Here is a 20,187-nt window from a genome sequence, read left to right as displayed (position 1 = left end):
ACTCTGCTTTTTCTTATTGTTCAACTTCTGTTAGTTTCGCTGCTTTTTCTAGATAGGTTTGATAAGTTCCATCATCTTTCAGTTTTTGGATAACCTTATCTACTACTGCTTTCAAGTCTGATTGATCCTTCTTGATAGCAACGGCATTGGCTTCGCCATCTTTCATCGTCAAATTAACAGTTGCAACGGCAAGATCAGAGTTTTTACCTGCGTAGCTAAGAGCAACTGGTTCATCCATATGAACAGCATCCACTTTTCCAGCCTGCAATTCATTAACTGCTTCCCCCATATTGGTCAAGGATGTCAACTGGGCATTTGGCAATTGTTCCTTCACCATAGTTTCTGGAACGGTTCCCTTTTGAGCTGCGATATTCGCACTTGCGAGGCTTGAAAGATCCTTGTACTTGTCTAAATCGGCTTTTCTAACCAAGAAACTCATCTTGTTTTCATAGTAAGGGATTGAAAAGTCAAAGACTTCCTTTCTCTCATCTGTAGCACTAATTCCTGCAATGGCTAAGTCAGCCTTTCCAGTTTGAAGGCTGGTCAAAACATTGTCAAAACTCATGCTAGAGATTTCAAGTTTAACCCCAAGCTCATCCGCAATCGCTTGAGCCATATCAATATCTGCCCCAACCACTTGGTTTTTACCATCTACCAAGGATTGGAATTCAAAAGGTGCATAGTCTGGGCTGGTCGCAACAACTAGCTTCCCTTTTTGTTTAATAGCGTCCACAGCTGACTGGGAATTATCCGTTCCTGACTGGCAAGCTACCAAAACCATGCTGGTCAGCATGCTACACACAACTAATATCCATTTCTTAAATTTCATAAATAAACGACCTTTCTATTATTTCTGAATAATTATAACTCTTTTAAAAATAGTTGTCAACCCTTTTAGAGATTTTGACTGCAAAACAATTCTTTTCATAAAAAGAAGACTGATTTATCACAATCAGCCTTTTATTCTGTATATTTAAACCGTTTCTTATAGTTCGACAATCTTCCCTGTTTCAAAGTAAACAACCCATTCACAGATATTTTTAGCGTAGTCTCCGATACGTTCCAAGAAGGAAATTACCTGGAAGTAATCACGGCCTGTAACGATGGCTTCAGGATGTTTCCTAATCTCCTCTGTAGTAAGATCACGAATACTATCAAAGTAATGGTTGATTTTTTCGTCCATAGCCGCTACTTCATAGGCTTGATCCACAGAACCATTCAGGTAAAGTTCGAGAGCAGATTCAACGAAGTTTTTCACATCGCGCCCCATTTTTTTGATTTCTTCCTCAACGGCAGGGATGCGTTGTTCCCCCTTCATACGAATAGTTGCTTTTGCGATTGACACCGCATGGTCTCCCATACGTTCCAGGTCCGATACTGCCTTGAGAACGGTCAATACAGTACGGAGGTCTTGAGAAACAGGTTGTTGAAGTGCAATCATTTCAAATGATTTCTTTTCGAGTTTCACTTCATATCCATTTACTTCTGCATCTTCCTCAATAACTTCTTTTGCCAAATCACGGTCATGTGTGACAAAGGCACGCACTGTACGATTGATTTGTGAGAGCACTTCTTGTCCCATGGCATAGAACTGGTTGTGCAATTTCTCCAAATCTTCTTCAAATTGAGATCGTAACATCATTCAACTCCTTATCCAAATTTTCCTGTAATATAATCTTCTGTTTCCTTGTTTTGTGGGTCTAGGAACATTTTCTTAGTATCGTTAAACTCGATCAAATCCCCATCTAGGAAAAATCCTGTTTTATCAGAGATACGAGAGGCCTGTTGCATCGAACGCGTTACCAAGAGCATGGTGTATTTATCTTTCAGACCATACAAGGTTTCCTCAATCTTACCAGCCGAGATAGGATCCAAAGCTGAAGTTGGTTCATCCAAGAGAATAATCTTGGGACTGGTTGCTAAGACACGAGCAACACAAACACGTTGTTGTTGTCCACCTGAGAGACCAATGGCTGAATCATGCAAGCGATCCTTGACCTCATCCCAAATAGAAGCGCGTTGCAAAGCTTTTTCCACCGCTTCATCCAAAACATGTTTATCCCTGACCCCATTGATACGTAGGCCGTAGACAACATTTTCATAGATAGACATAGGGAAAGGATTGGGCTGTTGAAAGACCATACCGATTTCCTTACGCAATTCAACCGTATCGGTACGGGGACTGTAGATATTGTGGCCATTATAAATCACTGTTCCAGTTGTTGTCACCTCAGGATTTAGATCGCCCATGCGGTTGATGGCTTTGAGCAGGGTGGACTTTCCTGATCCAGAAGGACCAATCAAGGCTGTTATTTCCTTAGGTTGGAAAGAAAGGGAAACACTATTCAAAGCCTTCTTTTTATTGTAATAAACGGACAGGTCTTTAACCTGCAAAATCGGTTCTGTCATACTGCTTCCTTTCTAACCAAAGTGTCCCGTTACATAGTCATTGGTTGACTGTAACTTAGCATTTTGGAAAATATTGGATGTCTTATCATACTCAATCAAATCACCCAGGTAGAAAAATCCTGTGTAGTCACTTGCACGCGCAGCCTGTTGCATACTGTGGGTAACGATGATGATGGTGAAGTCTTTCTTCAATTCCAACATGGTTTCTTCCAGTTGGGCTGTCGCAATCGGATCCAAGGCTGACGCCGGTTCATCCATCAAGAGGATATCTGGCTTAACAGAGATGGCGCGAGCGATACAGAGACGTTGTTGCTGACCTCCAGAAAGCATCAAGGCTGATTTGTGGAGGTCATCTTTGACCTGATCCCAAAGGGCAGCCTGTCGGAGAGAGGTTTCTACAATTTCATCAAGTACTTTCTTGTCCTTAACACCTGCACGTTCATGAGCAAAAGTGATGTTACGGTAAATAGACTTGGCAAATGGATTTGGACGTTGGAAGACCATTCCGATATGCTTGCGCATCTCATAGACATTGATTTCTGGACGATTAACGTCAATCCCTCGGTAGAGGATTTGACCTGTGACCTTGGCAATATCAATAGTATCATTCATCCGATTGAGACTGCGAAGATAAGTAGATTTCCCTGATCCAGAAGGACCAATCAAGGCTGTTATTTTATTTCTTTCAAATTGCATATCGATGCCCTTGATGGATTCATTTTTACCGTAGTAAACATGTAAATCCTTGGTAGAGAGGGCCACTTTTTCTTCAGGGAAGGTGATGATATGCTTTTCATCCCAGTTATATTTTGACATGGCTTCTCCTTTAGGCAGCGGTTAATTTCTTGTGTAAATAGCTTCCGAGTTTGCGTGCTCCAAAGTTAAAAATCAAGATAAAGATGAGGAGCACGGCGGCAGAACCTGCTGATACGATAGTAGCATCAGGAATGGTTCCTTCACTGTTGACCTTCCAAATGTGGACAGCCAAGGTTTCTGCTTGACGGAAAATTGAGATAGGACTGGTAACACTGAGGATATTCCAGTTAGACCAGTCAAGGGCGGGAGCGGATTGTCCTGCCGTATAGATAAGAGCGGCGGCCTCACCAAAGATACGGCCAGATGCCAAGACAACACCCGTTACGATACCTGGAAGGGCTTCTGGAATGACGACATGGACCACAGTCTCCCAACGAGAAATTCCAAGAGCTAAGCCAGCCTCACGTTGTGTATGGTGAACGTGTTTTAAACTGTCCTCAACATTTCGAGTCATCTGAGGGAGGTTAAAGACCGTCAAGGCCAAGGCACCTGAAATGATTGAAAATCCATACTCAAACTGGACTACAAAGATCAAGTAACCAAAGAGACCAACTACGACTGATGGTAGAGAAGACAAAATCTCAATACAGGTACGAATAAAATTGGTCACAGGTCCTTTTTGGGCATACTCAGCGAGGAAAACACCAGCTCCCATAGACAGGGGAACAGAAATGATCAAGGTAATGACCAAAAGGAAGAAGGAATTGTAGAGCTGAATCCCGATCCCCCCACCTGCTTGATAAGAGGAGGATTTCCCAGTCAAGAAGGACCAAGAGATATGCGGTAACCCTCTCACCAAGATATAGAGAATCAAGGATGCCAAGATGGCCACGATGATACCCGCGATGGTATAGAGGACAGCTGTTGCAAGTTTATCTAATTTCTTAGCGTGCATAGTTTTTCTTTCCTCTTTCTTTCGTAATCAATTTAATCACACTGTTAAAGGCCAAACTCATCAAGAGCAATACCAAGGCCAGTGACCAGAGTACGTTATTATCAACTGTTCCCATGACGGTATTTCCAATACCCATAGTCAAAACAGAAGTCAAAGTCGCAGCTGGTGTTGTTAACGAGGTTGGGATAACTGCTGAGTTTCCGACCACCATCTGAATAGCAAGGGCTTCACCGAAGGCACGCGCCATCCCAAAAACCACCGCAGTGAAAATACCTGAACGTGCTGCTTTCAAGGTCACACGCCAGATGGTTTGCCAACGAGTGGCTCCCATGGCTAAACTAGCTTCACGGTAATGCCGAGGAACAGCACGCAAGCTGTCTGTTGTCATAAAGGTTACAGTTGGTAGGATCATGACAAAGAGAACGAAAATACCTGACAAGATCCCAAAACCAGTTCCACCAAAGATGCTGCGAACAAAAGGCACCACAACTTGCAAACCGATAAATCCATAGACGACTGAAGGAATACCGACGAGAAGTTCAATGGCTGGTTGCAAGATTTTTGCACCCTTTGGTGATACTTCTGTCATAAAAACTGCTGCTCCAATAGCAAAGGGAGTTGCGATGAGGGCAGATAAAATCGTCACAATAAAGGAACCCAAAATCATCGGAAGGGCACCAAATTGTTTCCCTGAAGGATTCCAAGTTTGTCCAAAGAGGAAATCAAAAATGTTGACCCCATTGACAAAGAAGGTCGATAAGCCTTTTTGGGCTACAAAAATCAAAATCATCGCCACAATGATAACAATCAAAGAAAGGCAAGTGAAGGTCAAACCTTTACCAAACTTCTCAAGGCGAGAGTTCTTTGAAGGAGAGAGTAATTTTTTCGATAATTCTTCTTGATTCATTATTGACCTCCTTCTACTGCTGTAACGGTACCTGAAGCATCCTTTTGGACTTTCATTTCATTGATGGAAATATAGTCCATGCCCCTAACAATTCCATTTTGGGCTTCATCTGAGAGGACGAAATTCAGGAATTCAGCAGCTAACTCGTTTGGCTGACCGAGTGTGTACATATGTTCATAAGACCACAAAGGCCAATTGTTAGTCGTTACATTTTCAGACGTAGGCTCATACCCATTCAGTTTCATACTTTTCACGGAGTCATCTACATAGGCAAAGGCTAGGTAAGAAATAGCTCCAGGTGTTTGGGATACAATCGACTTGACCATCCCGTTAGAATCCTGTTCTTGGCTCTGCATTGCCGATTGGCCATTCATAACCACCGTATCAAACGTCGCTCGTGAACCAGAACTTGCTGCTCGGTTGATGATTGAAATGGCCAGGTCTTTGCCCCCAACTTCTTTCCAGTTGGTCACTTCACCTGTAAAGATTTTGCGAAGTTGCTCGGTTGTGAGATTTTCGACAGTCACTTCCTTGTTTACAATCACTGCAAGACCAGCCACTGCAACCTTGTGGTCTACTAGAGCTGAAGCATCGATTCCATCTTTTTCCTCTGCAAAGACGTCAGAGTTCCCGATGTCTACTGCTCCAGACTGAACTTGAGATAGTCCTGTACCCGATCCACCACCTTGAACATTGACTGTTTTTCCGATGTTTCTAGAACCAAATTCATCTGCTGCTGCTTCGACAAGAGGTTGAAGAGCTGTTGAACCAACAGCTGTCATGGATTCTCCACGATCAATCCAGCTAGCACATCCTGCTAGAGAACCTGCCACCAAAAGAGTCGCAAGAGATAGGACGAGCTTTTTTCTTTTTTTCACTGTTATTCTCCTTGAACATAATGATAAATGTTCTGATTTCTTCCGTTTGTCCTGATCATCCAATTATCATCAATGATTGTCCCGCTTTATTTTTTAGACATTCTTAGGGGCGGACAATTCCATCGTATAATATGAGTAATAATAAAAGACTATCAGAAAAAACTCATAATTCCAATATAACATAGAATAGATTCTTTGACTAGCTTTTTCACTTGAATCTGAGGCCTTTTGGATAATAATTTTTCAAAACATTTCCAGTTACCTTGGCAAAGCCCAGACCGTTTCCTTGAACCACAACTTGATACCAGCCATTTGGTAGACTTTCAGCTAGCTGAACTGTCTCCCCAGCCACATATTTTACAAAGTTCTCATCCTTGATTTCTACCCTTTGTTTCACCTGACTTGGTTTTAAGGCTAATCCCAGAGCAAAGCTTGGTTCGAAGCGTTTCTTCTTAAAAGTACCCAGATGAAGTCCATTTCGGGCAATTTTGAGTTTCCCTAGATCAGGTAGCATCTCTGGCAAGAGATAGAGCTGATCTCCAAAAGTCTGCAAGATACCAGTTAGATTGACCCGCAAGTATTTTTGAGCAAAATCATGCCACAAGGCCAGCTGTTCACGACTGAGATTGCTCTTGCTGGCTTTGAATTTAGGTGCTGGGTTTTCTCCCTTAAACTGCAAATGGGCAACAAACTGACCTTCTCCCTTAAAATGGTAAGGGTACATTCGCGCCGTTTCAGGAAGTCCAATTCCTGCTACCATACCGTTCACATGCTCGACTGGAAGCAGTTCAAAATCATAAGTATCTAGTAACCAGTGAACGATCTCTTCATTTTCCTCAGGTGACCAAGTACAGGTCGAATAGATCAAACGACCACCTTCAGCAAGCATGGTCACTGCATCTTCTAAAATTTCTCTTTGGAGACTAGCACATTGGCAAGGATAATCGGTACTCCAATAATCCATGGCATCTGGCTGCTTACGAAACATCCCTTCACCCGAGCAAGGTGCATCAAGGACAATCACATCAAAGTAACCTTTAAAAACCTTGGCTAAGCGGTCAGCAGATTCATTGGTCACGACAACATTTGTCGCTCCAAATCGCTCCATATTTTCCACTAAAATCTTAGCACGCTTGCTTGAAATTTCGTTGGAAACAAGGACTCCTTGATTAGCCAGATAAGCTGCTAGTTGAGTGGATTTTCCACCTGGTGCTGCCGCCAAGTCCAAGACCTTCATGCCAGGACTTGGTTGAGCTACCTGGGCCACCATTTGGGCTGCAGGCTCTTGTGAATAAACGAGACCCGTAACGTGCTCTGGAGATTTCCCAGAAACTTTTCCATAGTGCCCCCAAGGTGTACGAGGAATGGCATCAGCAAACGATAGCTGACTTTCTTTTAAGGGATTAACCCGAAAAGCCGAAACCGCTTCCTGCTTAAAAGAGGCAAGAAAATCTCTTGCCTCATCTTCTAATATCGCATCATATTTTTCAACAAATCCTTCTGGAAATTGCATTTAGTTCTCTTTCCTTTCGTAGATATAAGACTGAATCTCTTCTTGCATCTCGATTGGCACCATCATGACAGGCTGACGCGTTTTAAAATCAGCGGGCTCACCTGATACTGTAAGAAGTCGATAGCCCAGACTTTCCCCTAGGATACTGGCCGCAGCGTAATCCCATGGCTGCAAGTAGGTAATATAAGTCAGAAGACGACCCGATAAAACCTTAGCAAAACTAATGGCCGCACTACCGTAGACACGGACTCCCAAAGCTGCTCGCCCCAAATCCGCCAGGCCCCACTCATTGCTTTCAAACATACCTGAGTTACCAGCAACCAGGAATTCTCTGAGGGGCTTCTTTTTAAAAGGCGGTAAGGGCTCATTATTGCGACAAGGAGGAAAGGCACCACCACCATGGTAACAATCACCTTTCATAACATCATAGATGATGCCAAATTTGCCCACACCATTCTCAAAATAAGCCAACATCACGGCAAAATCTTCCTGCTGAGCGACAAAGTTATTGGTACCGTCAATGGGATCAATCACCCAAACAGAACCTTGATCGACCGCAGCACGCAAACAGCCCTCTTCCGCGCAAATCAAGTCCTCAGGATAGGAGGACTTGATCCGATCAACCAAGAGTTCCTGGACCTCCTTGTCCAAACGTGTCACTAAGTCAGTGGGTGAAGACTTGCACTCAACCTGCAAATCTTCTTTCATGTGGGCCAAAATATAGGCAGCAGCTTCCTGCACAATCTGTTTGGCAAATTCAAATTTAGTTTCCAAGAGAAATCTTCCCTTCTCTTTTTTCTTTTGCTAATTGAACTGCATGATAGAAGGAATAACCGCTAACCGTCTCAAATTCGCGACCTAGGCGCTTTTCTTCACTTTTGCTTGGAACCACAGACTTGAATTCCTTGTAAGACTCTAGCAGCTTTTTTGCTTCTACCTTATCTTCATAAGCAGCTTCAACATCATTAAAAAAAGAAAGCACTGAAGCAAGTTCTTCAGTGCTCCACGACAAATCTAGTGGGTAACTATACTGTTTGTTCATCTATCCTATACCAGCTCTCAATGTTGCTTCTTTCAATTCTTGTTTACGGTAACTACGAGGGAGAAAAGCACGAATCTCATCTTCATTAAAACCGATCTGCATGCGTTTGGTATCTATAATAATTGGGCGACGCAAAAGACTAGGATATTGCTCAATCAACTGAAGCAACTCTGATACCGAGATACTCTCTACATCAATATCCAATTTTTGAAAAATTTTTGAACGAGTTGAAATGATGTCATCAGTACCATTTTCGGTCAAGGAAAGAATATGTTGTAATTCTTTTCTTGTTAAAGGACTAGTCATAATATTATGCTCTTGAAAGGGCACTTTATGCGTCTCTAACCAAGCCTTTGCCTTACGACATGATGTACAACTCGGTGATAAAAATAGTGTAATCATGCTTTTCTCTTCTTTTATCTATACTTGCTATTTCTATTATACAAAAAAATAAAGCGCTTGACTAGGTATTTTTAGAAAAAAAGCCTATTTTTTCATAGAAAATAGACTGTTTTCTGCAAAAATCTCCTGCTTTGCAAGTTTATCTTTAGGATAACCTAACAATAAATAGGGAGTAGAGCAACTTCTCTCGTTTTTTATTAAAAATACAGAATTTTTTCCACTATTTCCTTGAAACTTTAACAAAAAGGAAACCAAACATTCCTTCATACAAAGCAAAGAAAAGTAAAAAGGCATGGAGAAAGAAAGTCTCTGGCAAAATCCAAATAACGGGATCCTTTGCTGGATCAAAAAGCCAGGTATCATCTCCCACAAAGAGAATCTGATGGAAAAGAGTAAAGAATTGCTCAAACCCAATCAACACTCCTACAAGCCCAATGATCAGGGGCAATAGTACTAGAGTTAAAATACTTTTACGATATAAGGGGAGAAAACCCTTTTTTACAATCTTTCTAACAAAGAAATAGAAACTTGGTAGCGTCACTAGGGCAACTAGCTGAACTAGGTGAAAGAGATTCTTCACCACCGCAAAGTGATGTAAACCAGCCGCTGATGAACTAAAATCTGGCATCTCTAAGACCTGACTAAAGGGATTGGTCAGGTAATTCATCAAGATATGAAAATTGTATTGAATGGTTTCGGGCTTTAGATAGACTCGATTCGCTAAGTTCAGCCACTGAATTTCCAAAGGATAGAAAATCCATGCCAGATAAATGGTCAGAAGAATAGAAAGAGAGAGGAGAAAGAGCATACTTCCCCAAAAGGTTAGTTTAGTTTTCATCAAAATTCCACTCCACAAGGCTAGAAACTACATGAGTTGGTGCAATTGGTAGGTCAGCCACTTCTTCTGCCTTGGTAAAACCTGTTGTCACCAAGAGAGTTGGAATGCCATTGTCAATCCCTGCTCGGATATCTGTCAGGTAGTTGTCACCAACCATGAGCAATTCTTCTCGTTCCAAGCCCAAGTGCTCAACTGCCTTTTCCATGATGATCGCATTCGGTTTTCCGATATAAACTGGTTTTACACGTGTTGCTACTTCAAGAAGTGTAATTAGTGAACCAGCACCAGGCAAGAGACCACGTTCCGTCGGGATATTGAGGTCTGGATTGGTTCCGATAAAGTGAGCCCCCTTTTGAATGGCTAGAGTTGCTGTCGCAAATTTTTCATAGTCGACTTGCCAGTCCAATCCAACGACCACATAGGCTGGATTTTCCTTGTCTTCGACATAACCAGCTGCCTGAATGGCATCCTTGAGTCCTGCTTCACCAATGACATAGACTGTCTTTTCCAGTCCCAAGTCATTCATATAGTCAATGGTTGCCAGAGTTGCCGTGTAGACAGTTGATAGAGGCGTGTCGATATTAAAATTCTGAGCCAACATCTCTTGAACGCTCTCAGGAGTACGAGTTGTATTGTTGGTCACAAAGAGATAGGGAATTTCTCTTTTTTGTAACTCATGGACAAAAGCTTCACCCGCCGGAATCCGGTCTTTCCCCTTGTAAATGGTTCCGTCTAAATCAATTAAATAACCTTTATAAGCCATATCGTTCTTTCTAATTGCCTTCAATTTCTTGCCAAGTAATCATGGCTTGGGCATTGATTTCGCCATCACTGATAATCTCATGCTTGCTTTCTAGTCCCTTGAGTTCATAAGCTGAAGCAATCATGCCACCCGGTCGCACTTCTTTGACATATTTGAGATTGATTTTCTTTGGAATATACTTGGTCAAAAAGTCTGCTCCCATGACCTCAAAAATCCAATCCAGGTATTTGCTGTTATTAACATGACCATTCATATCCAAGTCGTAAAAACGAACATGGTAGTCTTTACTGATCGGATCTTCTAGATTTGCATACTTTGGCCCACGGATGAGTTTTTTATCAAACTCAGACTGGTAAGGCGCAACAATCTCCGGTTCGACAGCATGAACTTTACGACTATCTCTGTCCATGAGAACAAAGGTTGCTACCATGCGAATGATTTCTTGACCTGCTTCATCATAGAGAGTGAAACGGCGGTAGCAAAAAAGACGATTGTAAGTCAACGCTTCTGTTTCAATCGTAATCTCCTCAGCAAAGCGAGGCAAGCGTACCACGTCAATCGCATAGTCTGTAATAATCCAGACCAGATTGTAGCGTTCTAACATATCCTTGTCGCTAACTCCCAGCTCAATCGACTGCATACCTGATACTTGCAAGGACAGCAAAATCACATCTGGAAGTTTGATATGACCGTTCATGTCCGCCATATCAAAAGGAATTTTCATTTTCATTTGATAAGTTAAGCCCATTGTTCTACTCCAAAATAAATCGTTCTGCTACAGTGTCTCCCAAGAAGAGACCCCTCTTTGTCATTCGGACACGATCACCGTCGATCTGCATGAGTCCTTGTTGAACCAAGTCTCTGATGATCTCGCCATAAAGTCCATCAAAGGACCGTCCAAATTTTTCCTCAAATCGCGCCATAGAAACACCTGATTTCTTGCGGAGGCCTAGGAACATTTCTTCTTCCATCTGCTCCCTTTGACTCAGGTGTTCTTCTGTAATCCGAGCATTTCCTGCCTCTACCGCAGTGAGATAGTGGCGGATAGGACCGTGGTTTTTATAACGCACCCCGTCCACATAACCCGAAGCACCCGCACCGATACCATAATACTCGGCATTGTCCCAGTACATGAGATTGTGGCGACTTTCAAATCCGGGTTTAGAGAAATTGGAAATCTCATAATGCTCAAAACCAGCTCGCTCCAGTTCTGCGATGATGTACTCAAACATCTCCGCTTCTAACTCTTCCTTGGGTAGGGGCAATTTCCCACGTCTCATGCGGTTCATAAAGACCGTATGGTTTTCCAAAATCAAGCTATAAAGACTCATATGAGGAATATCAAGCGAGATGGCTTTAGCGACATTGTCCTTGACCTGATCCATAGTTTGACCAGGTAGAGCGTAGATTAGGTCGATGGAGATATTGTCAAAATCGGCCAGTTTGAGGCGGTCGATATTTTCATAAATATCCTTCTCCAAGTGACTACGCCCAATCTTTTTCAGCATTTTGTCATCAAAAGTCTGCACACCCAAGGAAACACGATTGACTGGCGACTGTTTCAAAACGGCAATCTTATCTGCGTCCAAATCGCCTGGGTTGGCCTCAATGGTCAACTCTTCCAAGACAGACAAATCTAGATTTTTAGTCAAGCCATCCAGGAGCACTTCTAATTGCGAAGCGGACAAAGCCGTTGGCGTCCCACCTCCGATGTAGAGGGTTCGTAACTTTTGGATATCATAAGAACGAAACTCCTTGAGCAGATGCTCCAGGTAACTATCTACTGGTTGATTCTTGATAAATACTTTTGAAAAGTCACAATAATAACAAATCTGTGTGCAAAAGGGAATATGCACGTAGGCGGACGTTGGTTTTTTCTGCATAGTATTTATTATACCACAAAGACAGGCTTGCAGATAAAAATCACCATCTCCAAAAACCAGAGATGGTGATGCATTATACTTCAGTAATATCGATGATGATTTCTTCTTGGTCTTCAGCAACGTCTGGAGTTGCTGACTGTTCTTGCCACTGCTCCTTGAGATTGTTAAAGGTTTCCTTTGATGCTTCTGTCGCTTGTCGAGCACAGGTTTTGGCTTGGTCAAGGACACTATCAAAAGTAATTTCACCAGATTCTACTTGTTCCTTTGTTTTCAGCACAAAGTCCGTTGCCTGTTCCTTCACTTCAGTTAGTTTCTCACAAACCTGCTCTCTAGCATATTCTGGATCTTCTCTCAAATCATCTAGAAAATCCTGAGCTTGACTACAAACCTGCTTGCCCTTGTCACTCGTCAAAAACAAAGCAAGAGCTGCACCTGAAACAGTACCTAAAAGGATAGAGGATAGTTTTCCCATAAGATTTCTCCTTTTTTATTTTTTGAAAAATTTACTTGCGACACGAAGAGCGGACAAGCCTGCACCTGTTTTAATGGTCTTTGAACCAGCAGATGAAGCTTTTTTGCCTAAGACACGTGCATGTTGGTTGAGGTCAGATACTGACTCAGACAAGTCCGCCACCGCCGTAAAGAGTGGATCAATCGTCGCAACTTTGACATTAATATCGTCTGCTAACACATTGACCTTAACCAATAATTCATTGGTCTGATGCAAGGTAACGTTCACATCTGAGCTCAACGTTTTGATGGTTTTCTCTGTCTCATCAATCATACGACCTGCTTTTTGAATCGTGATTGTCAAATAGACTAAACAGACAATCAAAGCAATCGCAACAAGTATATATGCAACTTCTAACATTTAGTTTTCCTCCTCTGTATGATAGAAAGGGGCTTTCTTTCGATTTTGATAAAGTATGATAAAAATACCGAGTCCGATAAGGACAACTGATAACCATTGGGAAACTCGCAGGCCAAAGAACATGAGACTGTCCGTCCGCATCCCTTCGATAATCATACGACCAAAGCCATACCAAATCAAGTAGAAAGCAGTGATATGACCACGTCTGATTCCCTTCAATTTTCTTCTAAAAATCAGAATCAAAGCAAATCCAATCAGATTCCAAACCGACTCATATAAGAAGGTCGGCTGACGGTAGCTACCATCAATGTACATCTGGTCACGGATAAAGCCTGGCAAATAATCCAGACTATCTACTGCTGCACCGTAGGCTTCTTGGTTAAAGAAGTTCCCCCAGCGTCCTAAACTTTGGGCAACCATGACGCTTGGTGCTGCAATATCTAAGAAATCCCAAGTATTAATCAGCTTTCTATCTGCAAAGATATAAAGGACAATAGCCCCTGCTATCAAACCTCCATAAATGGCCAAACCACCATTCCAGATGGCAATGATTTCACCTGGATTTTGCAGGTAATAATCTAAGCGAAAGAGTACGTAGTATAGTCTAGCACCTAAAATCGCAACTGGAAAAGCAATCAGGATGAAATCCAAAATATCATCTGACAGGATTTTCTTTTTAGGAGCTTCCTTCATGGCAAGGTAGACTGCCAAAACCAAACCAGCCACAATACACAAAGCATACCAACGAATAGAAAAAGGACCGATTTCAAATGCGACTGGATTAATCATTTTTCACCTCATTTTGAGCGATCAGACTTGTCAAGCGTTCTTCAAATAAACGTGTCGCATCAAAGCCCATTTCCTTAGCACGGTAGTTCATGGCAGCCGCTTCAATAACAACAGAAATATTGCGTCCTGTTTTTACTGGGATGCGGATACGTGGAATAGCTACACCAGAAATCTCGATTTCTTCAGCATTATTTCCTAAGCGATCGAAGGTCTTATGCGTATCATAATTTTCCAAATAAACTGCTAGTTGAACTTGTGAAGAATCCTTAACTGCACTTGCTCCGTAGAGACTCATCACATCAATAATCCCCACTCCACGGATTTCAAGTAAATGCCTCAAAATTTCAGCTGGCTCTCCCCAAAGGGTCATTTCGTCTTTTGCAAAGATATCTACACGATCATCTGCCACCAAACGGTGTCCACGTTTCACAAGTTCCAGACCAGTTTCACTCTTACCGATACCGCTATCCCCTTGGATCAAGACACCCATGCCATAAATGTCCATCAAGACACCATGAACACTGGTCCGTTCTGCCAAACGAGAATCCAAATAGCTAGATAATTCTCCTGACAGGCGACTAGTAGCTGTTCGACTGGTTAAAATCGCAATCTTACATTCCCTGGCAGCTTTCAACATCTCTTCTGGAACTACTAAACCACGCGCAACAATAACCACTGGTGTTTCTGGTTGAAACATCTTGGTCAACACCTTATAACGGTTGTGAGAAGACATGGAGACTAAATAGGACCATTCCTTCATTCCCAACAGTTGAAGCCGCTCCGGAGTATAGTAATCAAAATAGCCCGTCATTTCCAGACCTGGTCGAGAAATGTCCGCAGTATTGATTTCTTTTTCAAGTAAATCGCCTTCACCATAAACAATGTCTAATCTGAGCTTTTCAATGACTTCTTTTACTAAAACCGACATAATTTCCTCCTTCAATCGAGTTCTCCCTACTATTATATCAAATTGTGGTAGGAAGTTTCCTTTTTTTGCAGGATTTACAGTATTTATTTGGAAAGAAAAAAGGCTAGACAAGTCTAGCCTTTCATTTCAAATTAGAATTTTTTACGTTTACGAGCTGCTTCTGATTTACGTTTACGTTTTACAGAAGGTTTTTCATAGAATTCACGTTTGCGTGTTTCTTGAAGAGTACCAGCTTTAGTAACCGCACGTTTGAAACGACGAAGTGCATCGTCAAGAGATTCATTCTTACGTACTACTGTTTTAGACATTTTTTTCACTCCCTTCAAGTTCAAGATCTATTCCATTTTACACACAAAGTGAATAATTGTCAAGAGAAAAGCAACCATAAACTTTTATTATTTTTACTTTCTTCTTTTGAAGATGAAATAAATCACTAAGATGCAGAGAATCAATCCCAAAACAGCTGGTTTTACAATCGATATGCCACTTCCTCCACTAAATAAAAGACTATGGGCAACCTTCAGAAACGCTCCAATCACTACCGTTGCTAATAATCCATACCAACGTCTACTCCACGTTAAGGATATAATCGCCGTAAAAAATGCTAGAATCGTCGCCAGAATAATAACTTTTTCAATACTCCATCCGCTCGTAAAATAAGTCTTCTCAAAATTCAAAAACTCAATTACTTTTACATCAACTATTTCCGGCTTTGGGAACCAGAACATGCTAGTAAATAGGCAAAATATAGAAAAGAAAATCAGGCTATAGGATTTTTTATAAGCTCCCATTACAATTGGAATAATAAAGAGAGGGCGAATATACCAACTCAGAGTATTCTGGTGTCTAGTAAACGCCCACTCAAAAAAGCTCGTATCTGATAAAAAAACGACAATGATAGCAATCGTTAGAAACAAGAAAATAACCCCACCTATTTTATCTAGCGTTTTTATTTTCATAACTTTTCCCTTCTTGAATTCATAAAATTAATCTATCCATGGCAGATTCCCACTAAGTGAGTTATCAACCTCTAATCGTTTTAGTGGTAAAATATCAATGTTCTTCCAACCACGCTTTTATTCTATTGTCAAGATATCTATTTGCTCATCGTTAACGATAATTGCTTGGTGGTTATGAAGCGGTAGCAATTCAAGCTGCTTTTTATACATTTCAAAAGTCTTTTTGCTACTATCAGTAAAAGGTTCCTCACCATAATGTGGAAGGACATAAAAATCCACTTCATCCAATCCCGCTGTATCAGATAACTCTGTCGCTACCGTCTTGTCGTCCATGAGCTTATTGTAGTCAATATCCTTGGCGGTAATGATAGCCCCTGCTGATTCTCCCACATAGATCAGCCCATCTCTTATTTGTTCTTTGATAAGAGATAGGAGTTGCTTTTTCTTTAATTCTTGCAATAAATAAAAGGTATTCCCGCCTGAGATATAAAGAATCTTACTTTGGAAAATCTTTGCCTGTGCAGTTTCTCGATCACAAGAAGCAATATCTAGAACCTCTATCTCAAATCCTAAATCTCTGAATGTTTGCTGAGCCTCATCGATATAGGCAGTATAATCCTCTTTGTTCCCAGCGGTAGGAATAAATAAAACCTTGTTTTCTAGATTCTTTTCCTTTGCATAATCGCTAAAAAGCTTTTTGACTCCAGCAAAGTATGAACATAAAAATAACTGTTTCATGATTGTACCTCCATTAATTTTTAACAATTTTATAAAGGATCCATGATCCCTTTCTTTGACTAGTTACGAGCTCAAACCCTACCGATAACAAGAATCGTCTAAATGCTTCTTCGCTTTGAACCTCTGGTAAAAAGTAAGACAACTTGTTATATTCACAAACCAGTAAGAGCATCCCGTCTGATTTGAGTATTCTTCGAAGTTCCATAAAAGAAGCCTCTAGATCCTGCCAATGAAAATGAGTTTGAAAGGCTGTGATTAAATCAACACTTTCATCAGAAAAGCCTGTCTCCCTAACGTCTCTTCGTTCAAAATTTAGATTAGTCATCTCTACCTGTTTGGCTTGAGCTATTGCAGTATCTGAAATATCGATTCCAGTTATGGTACTTTGCGGAAAAGTTTCTTTCAGCAGGATGGTTGAACGACCATTCCCAACTCCTACATCTAAGATTACAGGGTAAAATGTCCTATCTAGATGACGAATTGCCCATACAAACATGGGGAGATAGGCTCGATCCCACAATTTCATCATTCGTTTTCCTAGAAAGCCCGAAGGATTCTTTGATTGCTGAATTAAGCGACTAAACAGAAACATTAAAAGTAAAAAACAAATAAAACCGATTATATAAATCAAAGTTCGAGCCTCCCCGTATAGCTATATTATACCACTTTAGCAGGATAGTGAACATTTGAAGTAAAAAGCCACTCACTCCAAAGAGCAAGTGGTTCTTGTCATTTTACTTTTCAAGCAAGCTGAGCGCTTCAGCATCCGCAATAATAGTCACATCAGGGTGGTTTTGTAGGCTACTTGCTGGGAGGTTCTCAGTCACTGGGCCTGATACTGTGCCAGCAATGGCCTCTGCTTTCGACTCACCGTAAGCAAAGAGAATAATTGACTTGGCATCCAAGATGTTTTTAATCCCCATTGAGATGGCTTGAGTTGGAACGTCTTCAATCTTGTCAAAGAAGCGAGCATTGGCTTCGATTGTAGACTGGTCTAGGTCTACAAGGTGTGTCTGGCTATCAAAAGCAGTTCCTGGCTCATTAAATCCGATATGGCCATTGCGGCCGATTCCCAAGATTTGCAAATCAACTGGATGGTCAGCCAAAATTTGGTTGTAGCGTTCTACTTCAGCTTCAGCATTGTCCTTAATTCCACGAGGTAAGAAGCTTTCATTAAATGGTTTTTGGTTGAATAAGTGTTCTTGCATAAAATGACGGTAAGACTGAGGATTGTCTCCGTCAAGTCCCACATACTCATCAAGGTTTACACTGGTTAGATTTGAAAAATCAAGGTCACTCTCAACGATTTCCTTGTAAAACTCAAGCGGACTGCTCCCTGTCGCAAGTCCTAATGTTTGAGCGCCATTGGCCAATTTTTCCTTCAAAATCTCAAAAGCTACTTTTCCACCTTCAACTTGATTTTCAACTTTTATAACTTTCATCTTTTCATCCTCCGTTTTAATCTATATTTATTATATGGTATAGACCAATTTTTGTCAAGTGAAAACGATTTAATTTCTAAAAAAAGAGCGTCCAAACTTGAAACGTGTTATAATAGATAAGATTAGAACTTAGAAAGAATGATGAAAAAATGAATACAGCTGATTTTGATTTCCACTTGCCTGAGGAATTGATTGCCCAAACGCCCCTTGAAAAACGAGATGCCTCCAAACTCCTTATCGTTAATCGCGAGACGGGAGAAATGCAGGATAAACACTTCCACTCCATTATCGACATGCTGGAACCTGGTGATGCCCTTGTCATGAACGACACTCGCGTTCTCCCTGCCCGCCTCTATGGTCAAAAAGAGGAGACAGGAGGTCATGTGGAGCTTCTCCTGCTCAAAAATACTGCAGGTGATGAGTGGGAAGTTCTGGCTAAACCTGCCAAACGCCTCAAGGTTGGCACTCGTGTCAAGTTTGGCGATGGTCGCCTCAGCGCCGTCGTTACGGAAGAATTGACCCACGGGGGCCGTATTGTCCGCTTTGAATACCAAGGAATTTTCCTAGAAGTCTTGGAAAGTCTAGGTGAAATGCCACTACCACCCTACATCCATGAAAAACTGGATGACCGTGAACGTTATCAAACCGTCTACGCTAAGGAAAGTGGCTCTGCTGCAGCACCGACTGCTGGCCTCCACTTCACCAAAGAACTGCTAGCAGAAATCCAAGCCAAGGGTGTCCATTTGGTTTATTTGACTCTCCACGTTGGTTTAGGAACTTTTAGACCTGTTTCTGTGGACAATCTGGACGAACACGAAATGCACTCCGAATTCTACCAACTTTCTGAGGAAGCAGCAGCCACTCTTCGCTCTGTTAAGGAAAATGGTGGACGCGTCATCGCTGTCGGAACCACCTCTATCCGCACGTTAGAGACTATTGGTTCCAAGTTTGACGGGCAAATCCAGGCTGATTCTGGCTGGACCAATATCTTTATCAAACCTGGTTACGAATGGAAGGTTGTGGACGCCTTTTCAACCAACTTCCATCTTCCAAAATCAACTCTCGTCATGTTGGTTTCTGCCTTTGCAGGCCGTGACTTAGTCTTAGATGCATACCAGCACGCTATTCAAGAACGCTACCGTTTCTTCAGTTTCGGTGATGCCATGTTTATCTATTAATTCTCATAATCAAAAAACGCATAGGATCAGATTTGATCCTATGCGTTTTGTAATGGATAACTTTATCAGTTAATTTATTGTAAAGGTTGGATCTTTCAAGCTCTGAACACTGGCATTGATAACTGCTCCGATAATCAAAATCTTAGCAATAAGAATAAACCAGAACATCATGACTACCACGATGATGGAACTGAAAAAACGGACATCGACTAGGTGATTGACATAGTTATTAAAATAAACAGAAAAGATATTCAATAAACCGATAAGAGTTAGCAAGACAAAGACACTTCCTGGTAAAACATAGCGGATTCGTGGTGTTTTTACTTTTGGAAGGAAGTAATAAATCATAACCAGAATGGCAAAGATCAAAGCATAGACTAGAGGGCCTGTAAAATCTTGCAGGTAAGAGAATAGTGGGCTGTCTGATTGCCAGTAAGTTTTGAAGAGGTTGAGCAACATACGACCAAACATACTCAAAAACAAGGCTAGGGCAAAAAGAATCTGCAAGCCGAGGCTAACAAGCAAACTCATCAACTGATGGGAGATAATCCCTCGACTTTTGGTCACCCCATAGGCTTTGTTAAAAGCTTTTTGGAGGAAATCCATTGATTTTGAAAAGGTCCAGAGTGCAGATAAAACGGCAAAACTCAGCAAACCAGTCGATGGTTGAGTCAGAACTTCTCGGACAATCTTGGCGACCACATCATACACCGTATCAGGCAAGAATTCCTTGATCGTCAGTAAGAAATTTGAGACCGGAATCTGAAAATAAGGCAAGATATTGACTATTATCATTAGCAAAGGAAAGATTGAAATCAACCAATAGTAGGCAACCGCAACACTGGTCAACTCGCTATCAGATGCTTGATAATAATGCAAAAAAGCTTTCAATAAGGGCCTATCCATCAGCTCTTTCCACCACTTTTTCATATCCCA

At 41.5% G+C, this 20,187-nt stretch carries 26 protein-coding genes; 1 reads left to right on the top strand and 25 read right to left on the bottom strand.

Annotated elements, in window-relative coordinates:
* Positions 1 to 13: 13 nt before the first annotated feature.
* The 24 genes from M9H69_RS03825 to M9H69_RS03710 all read right to left on the bottom strand — a co-directional run bounded on the left by M9H69_RS03825 (position 14) and on the right by M9H69_RS03710 (position 18,073).
* Complete coding sequence (locus M9H69_RS03825; protein WP_195216333.1) at positions 14 to 829, bottom strand: ABC transporter substrate-binding protein; 816 nt, start codon at positions 827 to 829, stop codon at positions 14 to 16.
* A 156-nt stretch (positions 830 to 985) separates the two neighbouring features.
* Positions 986 to 1,639, bottom strand: coding sequence for a phosphate signaling complex protein PhoU (gene phoU, locus M9H69_RS03820; protein ID WP_000946477.1), 654 nt, complete (start codon positions 1,637 to 1,639; stop codon positions 986 to 988).
* 11 nt (positions 1,640 to 1,650) lie between these two features.
* Positions 1,651 to 2,409 (bottom strand): phosphate ABC transporter ATP-binding protein PstB, encoded by a 759-nt coding sequence (gene pstB, locus M9H69_RS03815; RefSeq protein ID WP_000138671.1) that lies wholly within the window; start codon positions 2,407 to 2,409, stop codon positions 1,651 to 1,653.
* 12 nt (positions 2,410 to 2,421) lie between these two features.
* The gene (pstB, locus tag M9H69_RS03810; RefSeq protein ID WP_000049854.1) at positions 2,422 to 3,225 is read right to left on the bottom strand and encodes a phosphate ABC transporter ATP-binding protein PstB; all 804 of its coding nucleotides are present in this window, start codon (positions 3,223 to 3,225) and stop codon (positions 2,422 to 2,424) included.
* Positions 3,226 to 3,235: 10 nt separating this feature from the next.
* A complete protein-coding gene (gene pstA / locus M9H69_RS03805; RefSeq protein ID WP_250315952.1) occupies positions 3,236 to 4,120 on the bottom strand; it encodes a phosphate ABC transporter permease PstA in 885 nt (294 codons plus the stop codon).
* Complete coding sequence (gene pstC, locus M9H69_RS03800) at positions 4,110 to 5,027, bottom strand: phosphate ABC transporter permease subunit PstC (RefSeq protein ID WP_001070950.1); 918 nt, start codon at positions 5,025 to 5,027, stop codon at positions 4,110 to 4,112. Before pstC ends, pstA begins: the two co-directional genes overlap by 11 nt.
* Complete coding sequence (locus M9H69_RS03795; RefSeq protein ID WP_250315951.1) at positions 5,027 to 5,905, bottom strand: phosphate ABC transporter substrate-binding protein PstS; 879 nt, start codon at positions 5,903 to 5,905, stop codon at positions 5,027 to 5,029. The genes pstC and M9H69_RS03795 overlap by 1 nt, the downstream gene beginning before the upstream one ends.
* A gap of 208 nt (positions 5,906 to 6,113) precedes the next feature.
* Positions 6,114 to 7,418, bottom strand: a complete 1,305-nt coding sequence (locus tag M9H69_RS03790) for an RsmF rRNA methyltransferase first C-terminal domain-containing protein (protein ID WP_250315950.1) — start codon at positions 7,416 to 7,418, stop codon at positions 6,114 to 6,116.
* Complete coding sequence (locus M9H69_RS03785; protein ID WP_250315949.1) at positions 7,419 to 8,192, bottom strand: inositol monophosphatase family protein; 774 nt, start codon at positions 8,190 to 8,192, stop codon at positions 7,419 to 7,421.
* Positions 8,182 to 8,460, bottom strand: a complete 279-nt coding sequence (locus M9H69_RS03780) for a UPF0223 family protein (RefSeq protein WP_084872023.1) — start codon at positions 8,458 to 8,460, stop codon at positions 8,182 to 8,184. Before M9H69_RS03780 ends, M9H69_RS03785 begins: the two co-directional genes overlap by 11 nt.
* The gene (locus tag M9H69_RS03775; RefSeq protein WP_000631261.1) at positions 8,461 to 8,862 is read right to left on the bottom strand and encodes a Spx/MgsR family RNA polymerase-binding regulatory protein; all 402 of its coding nucleotides are present in this window, start codon (positions 8,860 to 8,862) and stop codon (positions 8,461 to 8,463) included. It abuts the gene before it with no gap.
* 220 nt (positions 8,863 to 9,082) lie between these two features.
* Positions 9,083 to 9,700: a TIGR01906 family membrane protein gene (locus tag M9H69_RS03770; protein WP_084872020.1), complete on the bottom strand. Its 618-nt coding sequence runs from the start codon at positions 9,698 to 9,700 to the stop codon at positions 9,083 to 9,085.
* Positions 9,690 to 10,463, bottom strand: coding sequence for a TIGR01457 family HAD-type hydrolase (locus M9H69_RS03765; protein ID WP_227231739.1), 774 nt, complete (start codon positions 10,461 to 10,463; stop codon positions 9,690 to 9,692). The genes M9H69_RS03770 and M9H69_RS03765 overlap by 11 nt, the downstream gene beginning before the upstream one ends.
* A 10-nt stretch (positions 10,464 to 10,473) precedes the next feature.
* The gene (locus M9H69_RS03760) at positions 10,474 to 11,211 is read right to left on the bottom strand and encodes an acyl-[acyl-carrier-protein] thioesterase (RefSeq protein WP_000524791.1); all 738 of its coding nucleotides are present in this window, start codon (positions 11,209 to 11,211) and stop codon (positions 10,474 to 10,476) included.
* A 4-nt stretch (positions 11,212 to 11,215) separates the two neighbouring features.
* Complete coding sequence (gene hemW / locus M9H69_RS03755) at positions 11,216 to 12,346, bottom strand: radical SAM family heme chaperone HemW (protein ID WP_109289458.1); 1,131 nt, start codon at positions 12,344 to 12,346, stop codon at positions 11,216 to 11,218.
* A gap of 73 nt (positions 12,347 to 12,419) precedes the next feature.
* The gene (locus M9H69_RS03750; protein ID WP_084974988.1) at positions 12,420 to 12,818 is read right to left on the bottom strand and encodes a YtxH domain-containing protein; all 399 of its coding nucleotides are present in this window, start codon (positions 12,816 to 12,818) and stop codon (positions 12,420 to 12,422) included.
* A gap of 15 nt (positions 12,819 to 12,833) precedes the next feature.
* A complete protein-coding gene (locus M9H69_RS03745; protein ID WP_007520313.1) occupies positions 12,834 to 13,217 on the bottom strand; it encodes a DUF948 domain-containing protein in 384 nt (127 codons plus the stop codon).
* Entirely contained in the window at positions 13,218 to 14,006 is a 789-nt protein-coding gene (gene lgt, locus M9H69_RS03740) for a prolipoprotein diacylglyceryl transferase (protein WP_212576447.1), read from the bottom strand.
* Complete coding sequence (gene hprK, locus M9H69_RS03735) at positions 13,999 to 14,934, bottom strand: HPr(Ser) kinase/phosphatase (RefSeq protein WP_000115137.1); 936 nt, start codon at positions 14,932 to 14,934, stop codon at positions 13,999 to 14,001. The genes lgt and hprK overlap by 8 nt, the downstream gene beginning before the upstream one ends.
* Before the next feature lie 131 nt (positions 14,935 to 15,065).
* On the bottom strand, positions 15,066 to 15,242 hold the full coding sequence (rpsU, locus tag M9H69_RS03730) for a 30S ribosomal protein S21 (protein ID WP_000048054.1): 177 nt from the start codon (positions 15,240 to 15,242) through the stop codon (positions 15,066 to 15,068).
* Between the two features lie 93 nt (positions 15,243 to 15,335).
* Positions 15,336 to 15,893 carry a hypothetical protein gene (locus M9H69_RS03725; protein WP_000695595.1) on the bottom strand — a complete coding sequence of 186 codons (558 nt, stop codon included), beginning with the start codon at positions 15,891 to 15,893 and terminating at the stop codon, positions 15,336 to 15,338.
* A gap of 117 nt (positions 15,894 to 16,010) precedes the next feature.
* A complete protein-coding gene (locus tag M9H69_RS03720) occupies positions 16,011 to 16,631 on the bottom strand; it encodes a Type 1 glutamine amidotransferase-like domain-containing protein (RefSeq protein ID WP_084872009.1) in 621 nt (206 codons plus the stop codon).
* 13 nt (positions 16,632 to 16,644) lie between these two features.
* On the bottom strand, positions 16,645 to 17,262 hold the full coding sequence (locus M9H69_RS03715; RefSeq protein WP_033606108.1) for a class I SAM-dependent methyltransferase: 618 nt from the start codon (positions 17,260 to 17,262) through the stop codon (positions 16,645 to 16,647).
* Positions 17,263 to 17,365: 103 nt separating this feature from the next.
* Positions 17,366 to 18,073: a glucosamine-6-phosphate deaminase gene (locus M9H69_RS03710; protein WP_250315948.1), complete on the bottom strand. Its 708-nt coding sequence runs from the start codon at positions 18,071 to 18,073 to the stop codon at positions 17,366 to 17,368.
* Between the two features lie 149 nt (positions 18,074 to 18,222).
* Here M9H69_RS03710 and queA point away from each other — a divergent pair, with 149 nt between their 5' ends.
* Entirely contained in the window at positions 18,223 to 19,251 is a 1,029-nt protein-coding gene (queA, locus tag M9H69_RS03705; protein ID WP_250315947.1) for a tRNA preQ1(34) S-adenosylmethionine ribosyltransferase-isomerase QueA, read from the top strand.
* Positions 19,252 to 19,320: 69 nt separating this feature from the next.
* On the opposite strand, the gene M9H69_RS03700 is transcribed toward queA, so the two are convergent.
* Complete coding sequence (locus M9H69_RS03700; protein WP_250315946.1) at positions 19,321 to 20,181, bottom strand: YihY/virulence factor BrkB family protein; 861 nt, start codon at positions 20,179 to 20,181, stop codon at positions 19,321 to 19,323.
* Positions 20,182 to 20,187 lie beyond the last annotated feature (6 nt).

The sequence above is a fragment of the Streptococcus oralis genome (assembly GCF_023611505.1).
GTDB lineage: Bacteria > Bacillota > Bacilli > Lactobacillales > Streptococcaceae > Streptococcus > Streptococcus oralis_CT.
The sequence above is the reverse complement of the archived record's forward strand: the minus strand, read 5'-3'. Positions and strand labels throughout refer to the sequence as shown.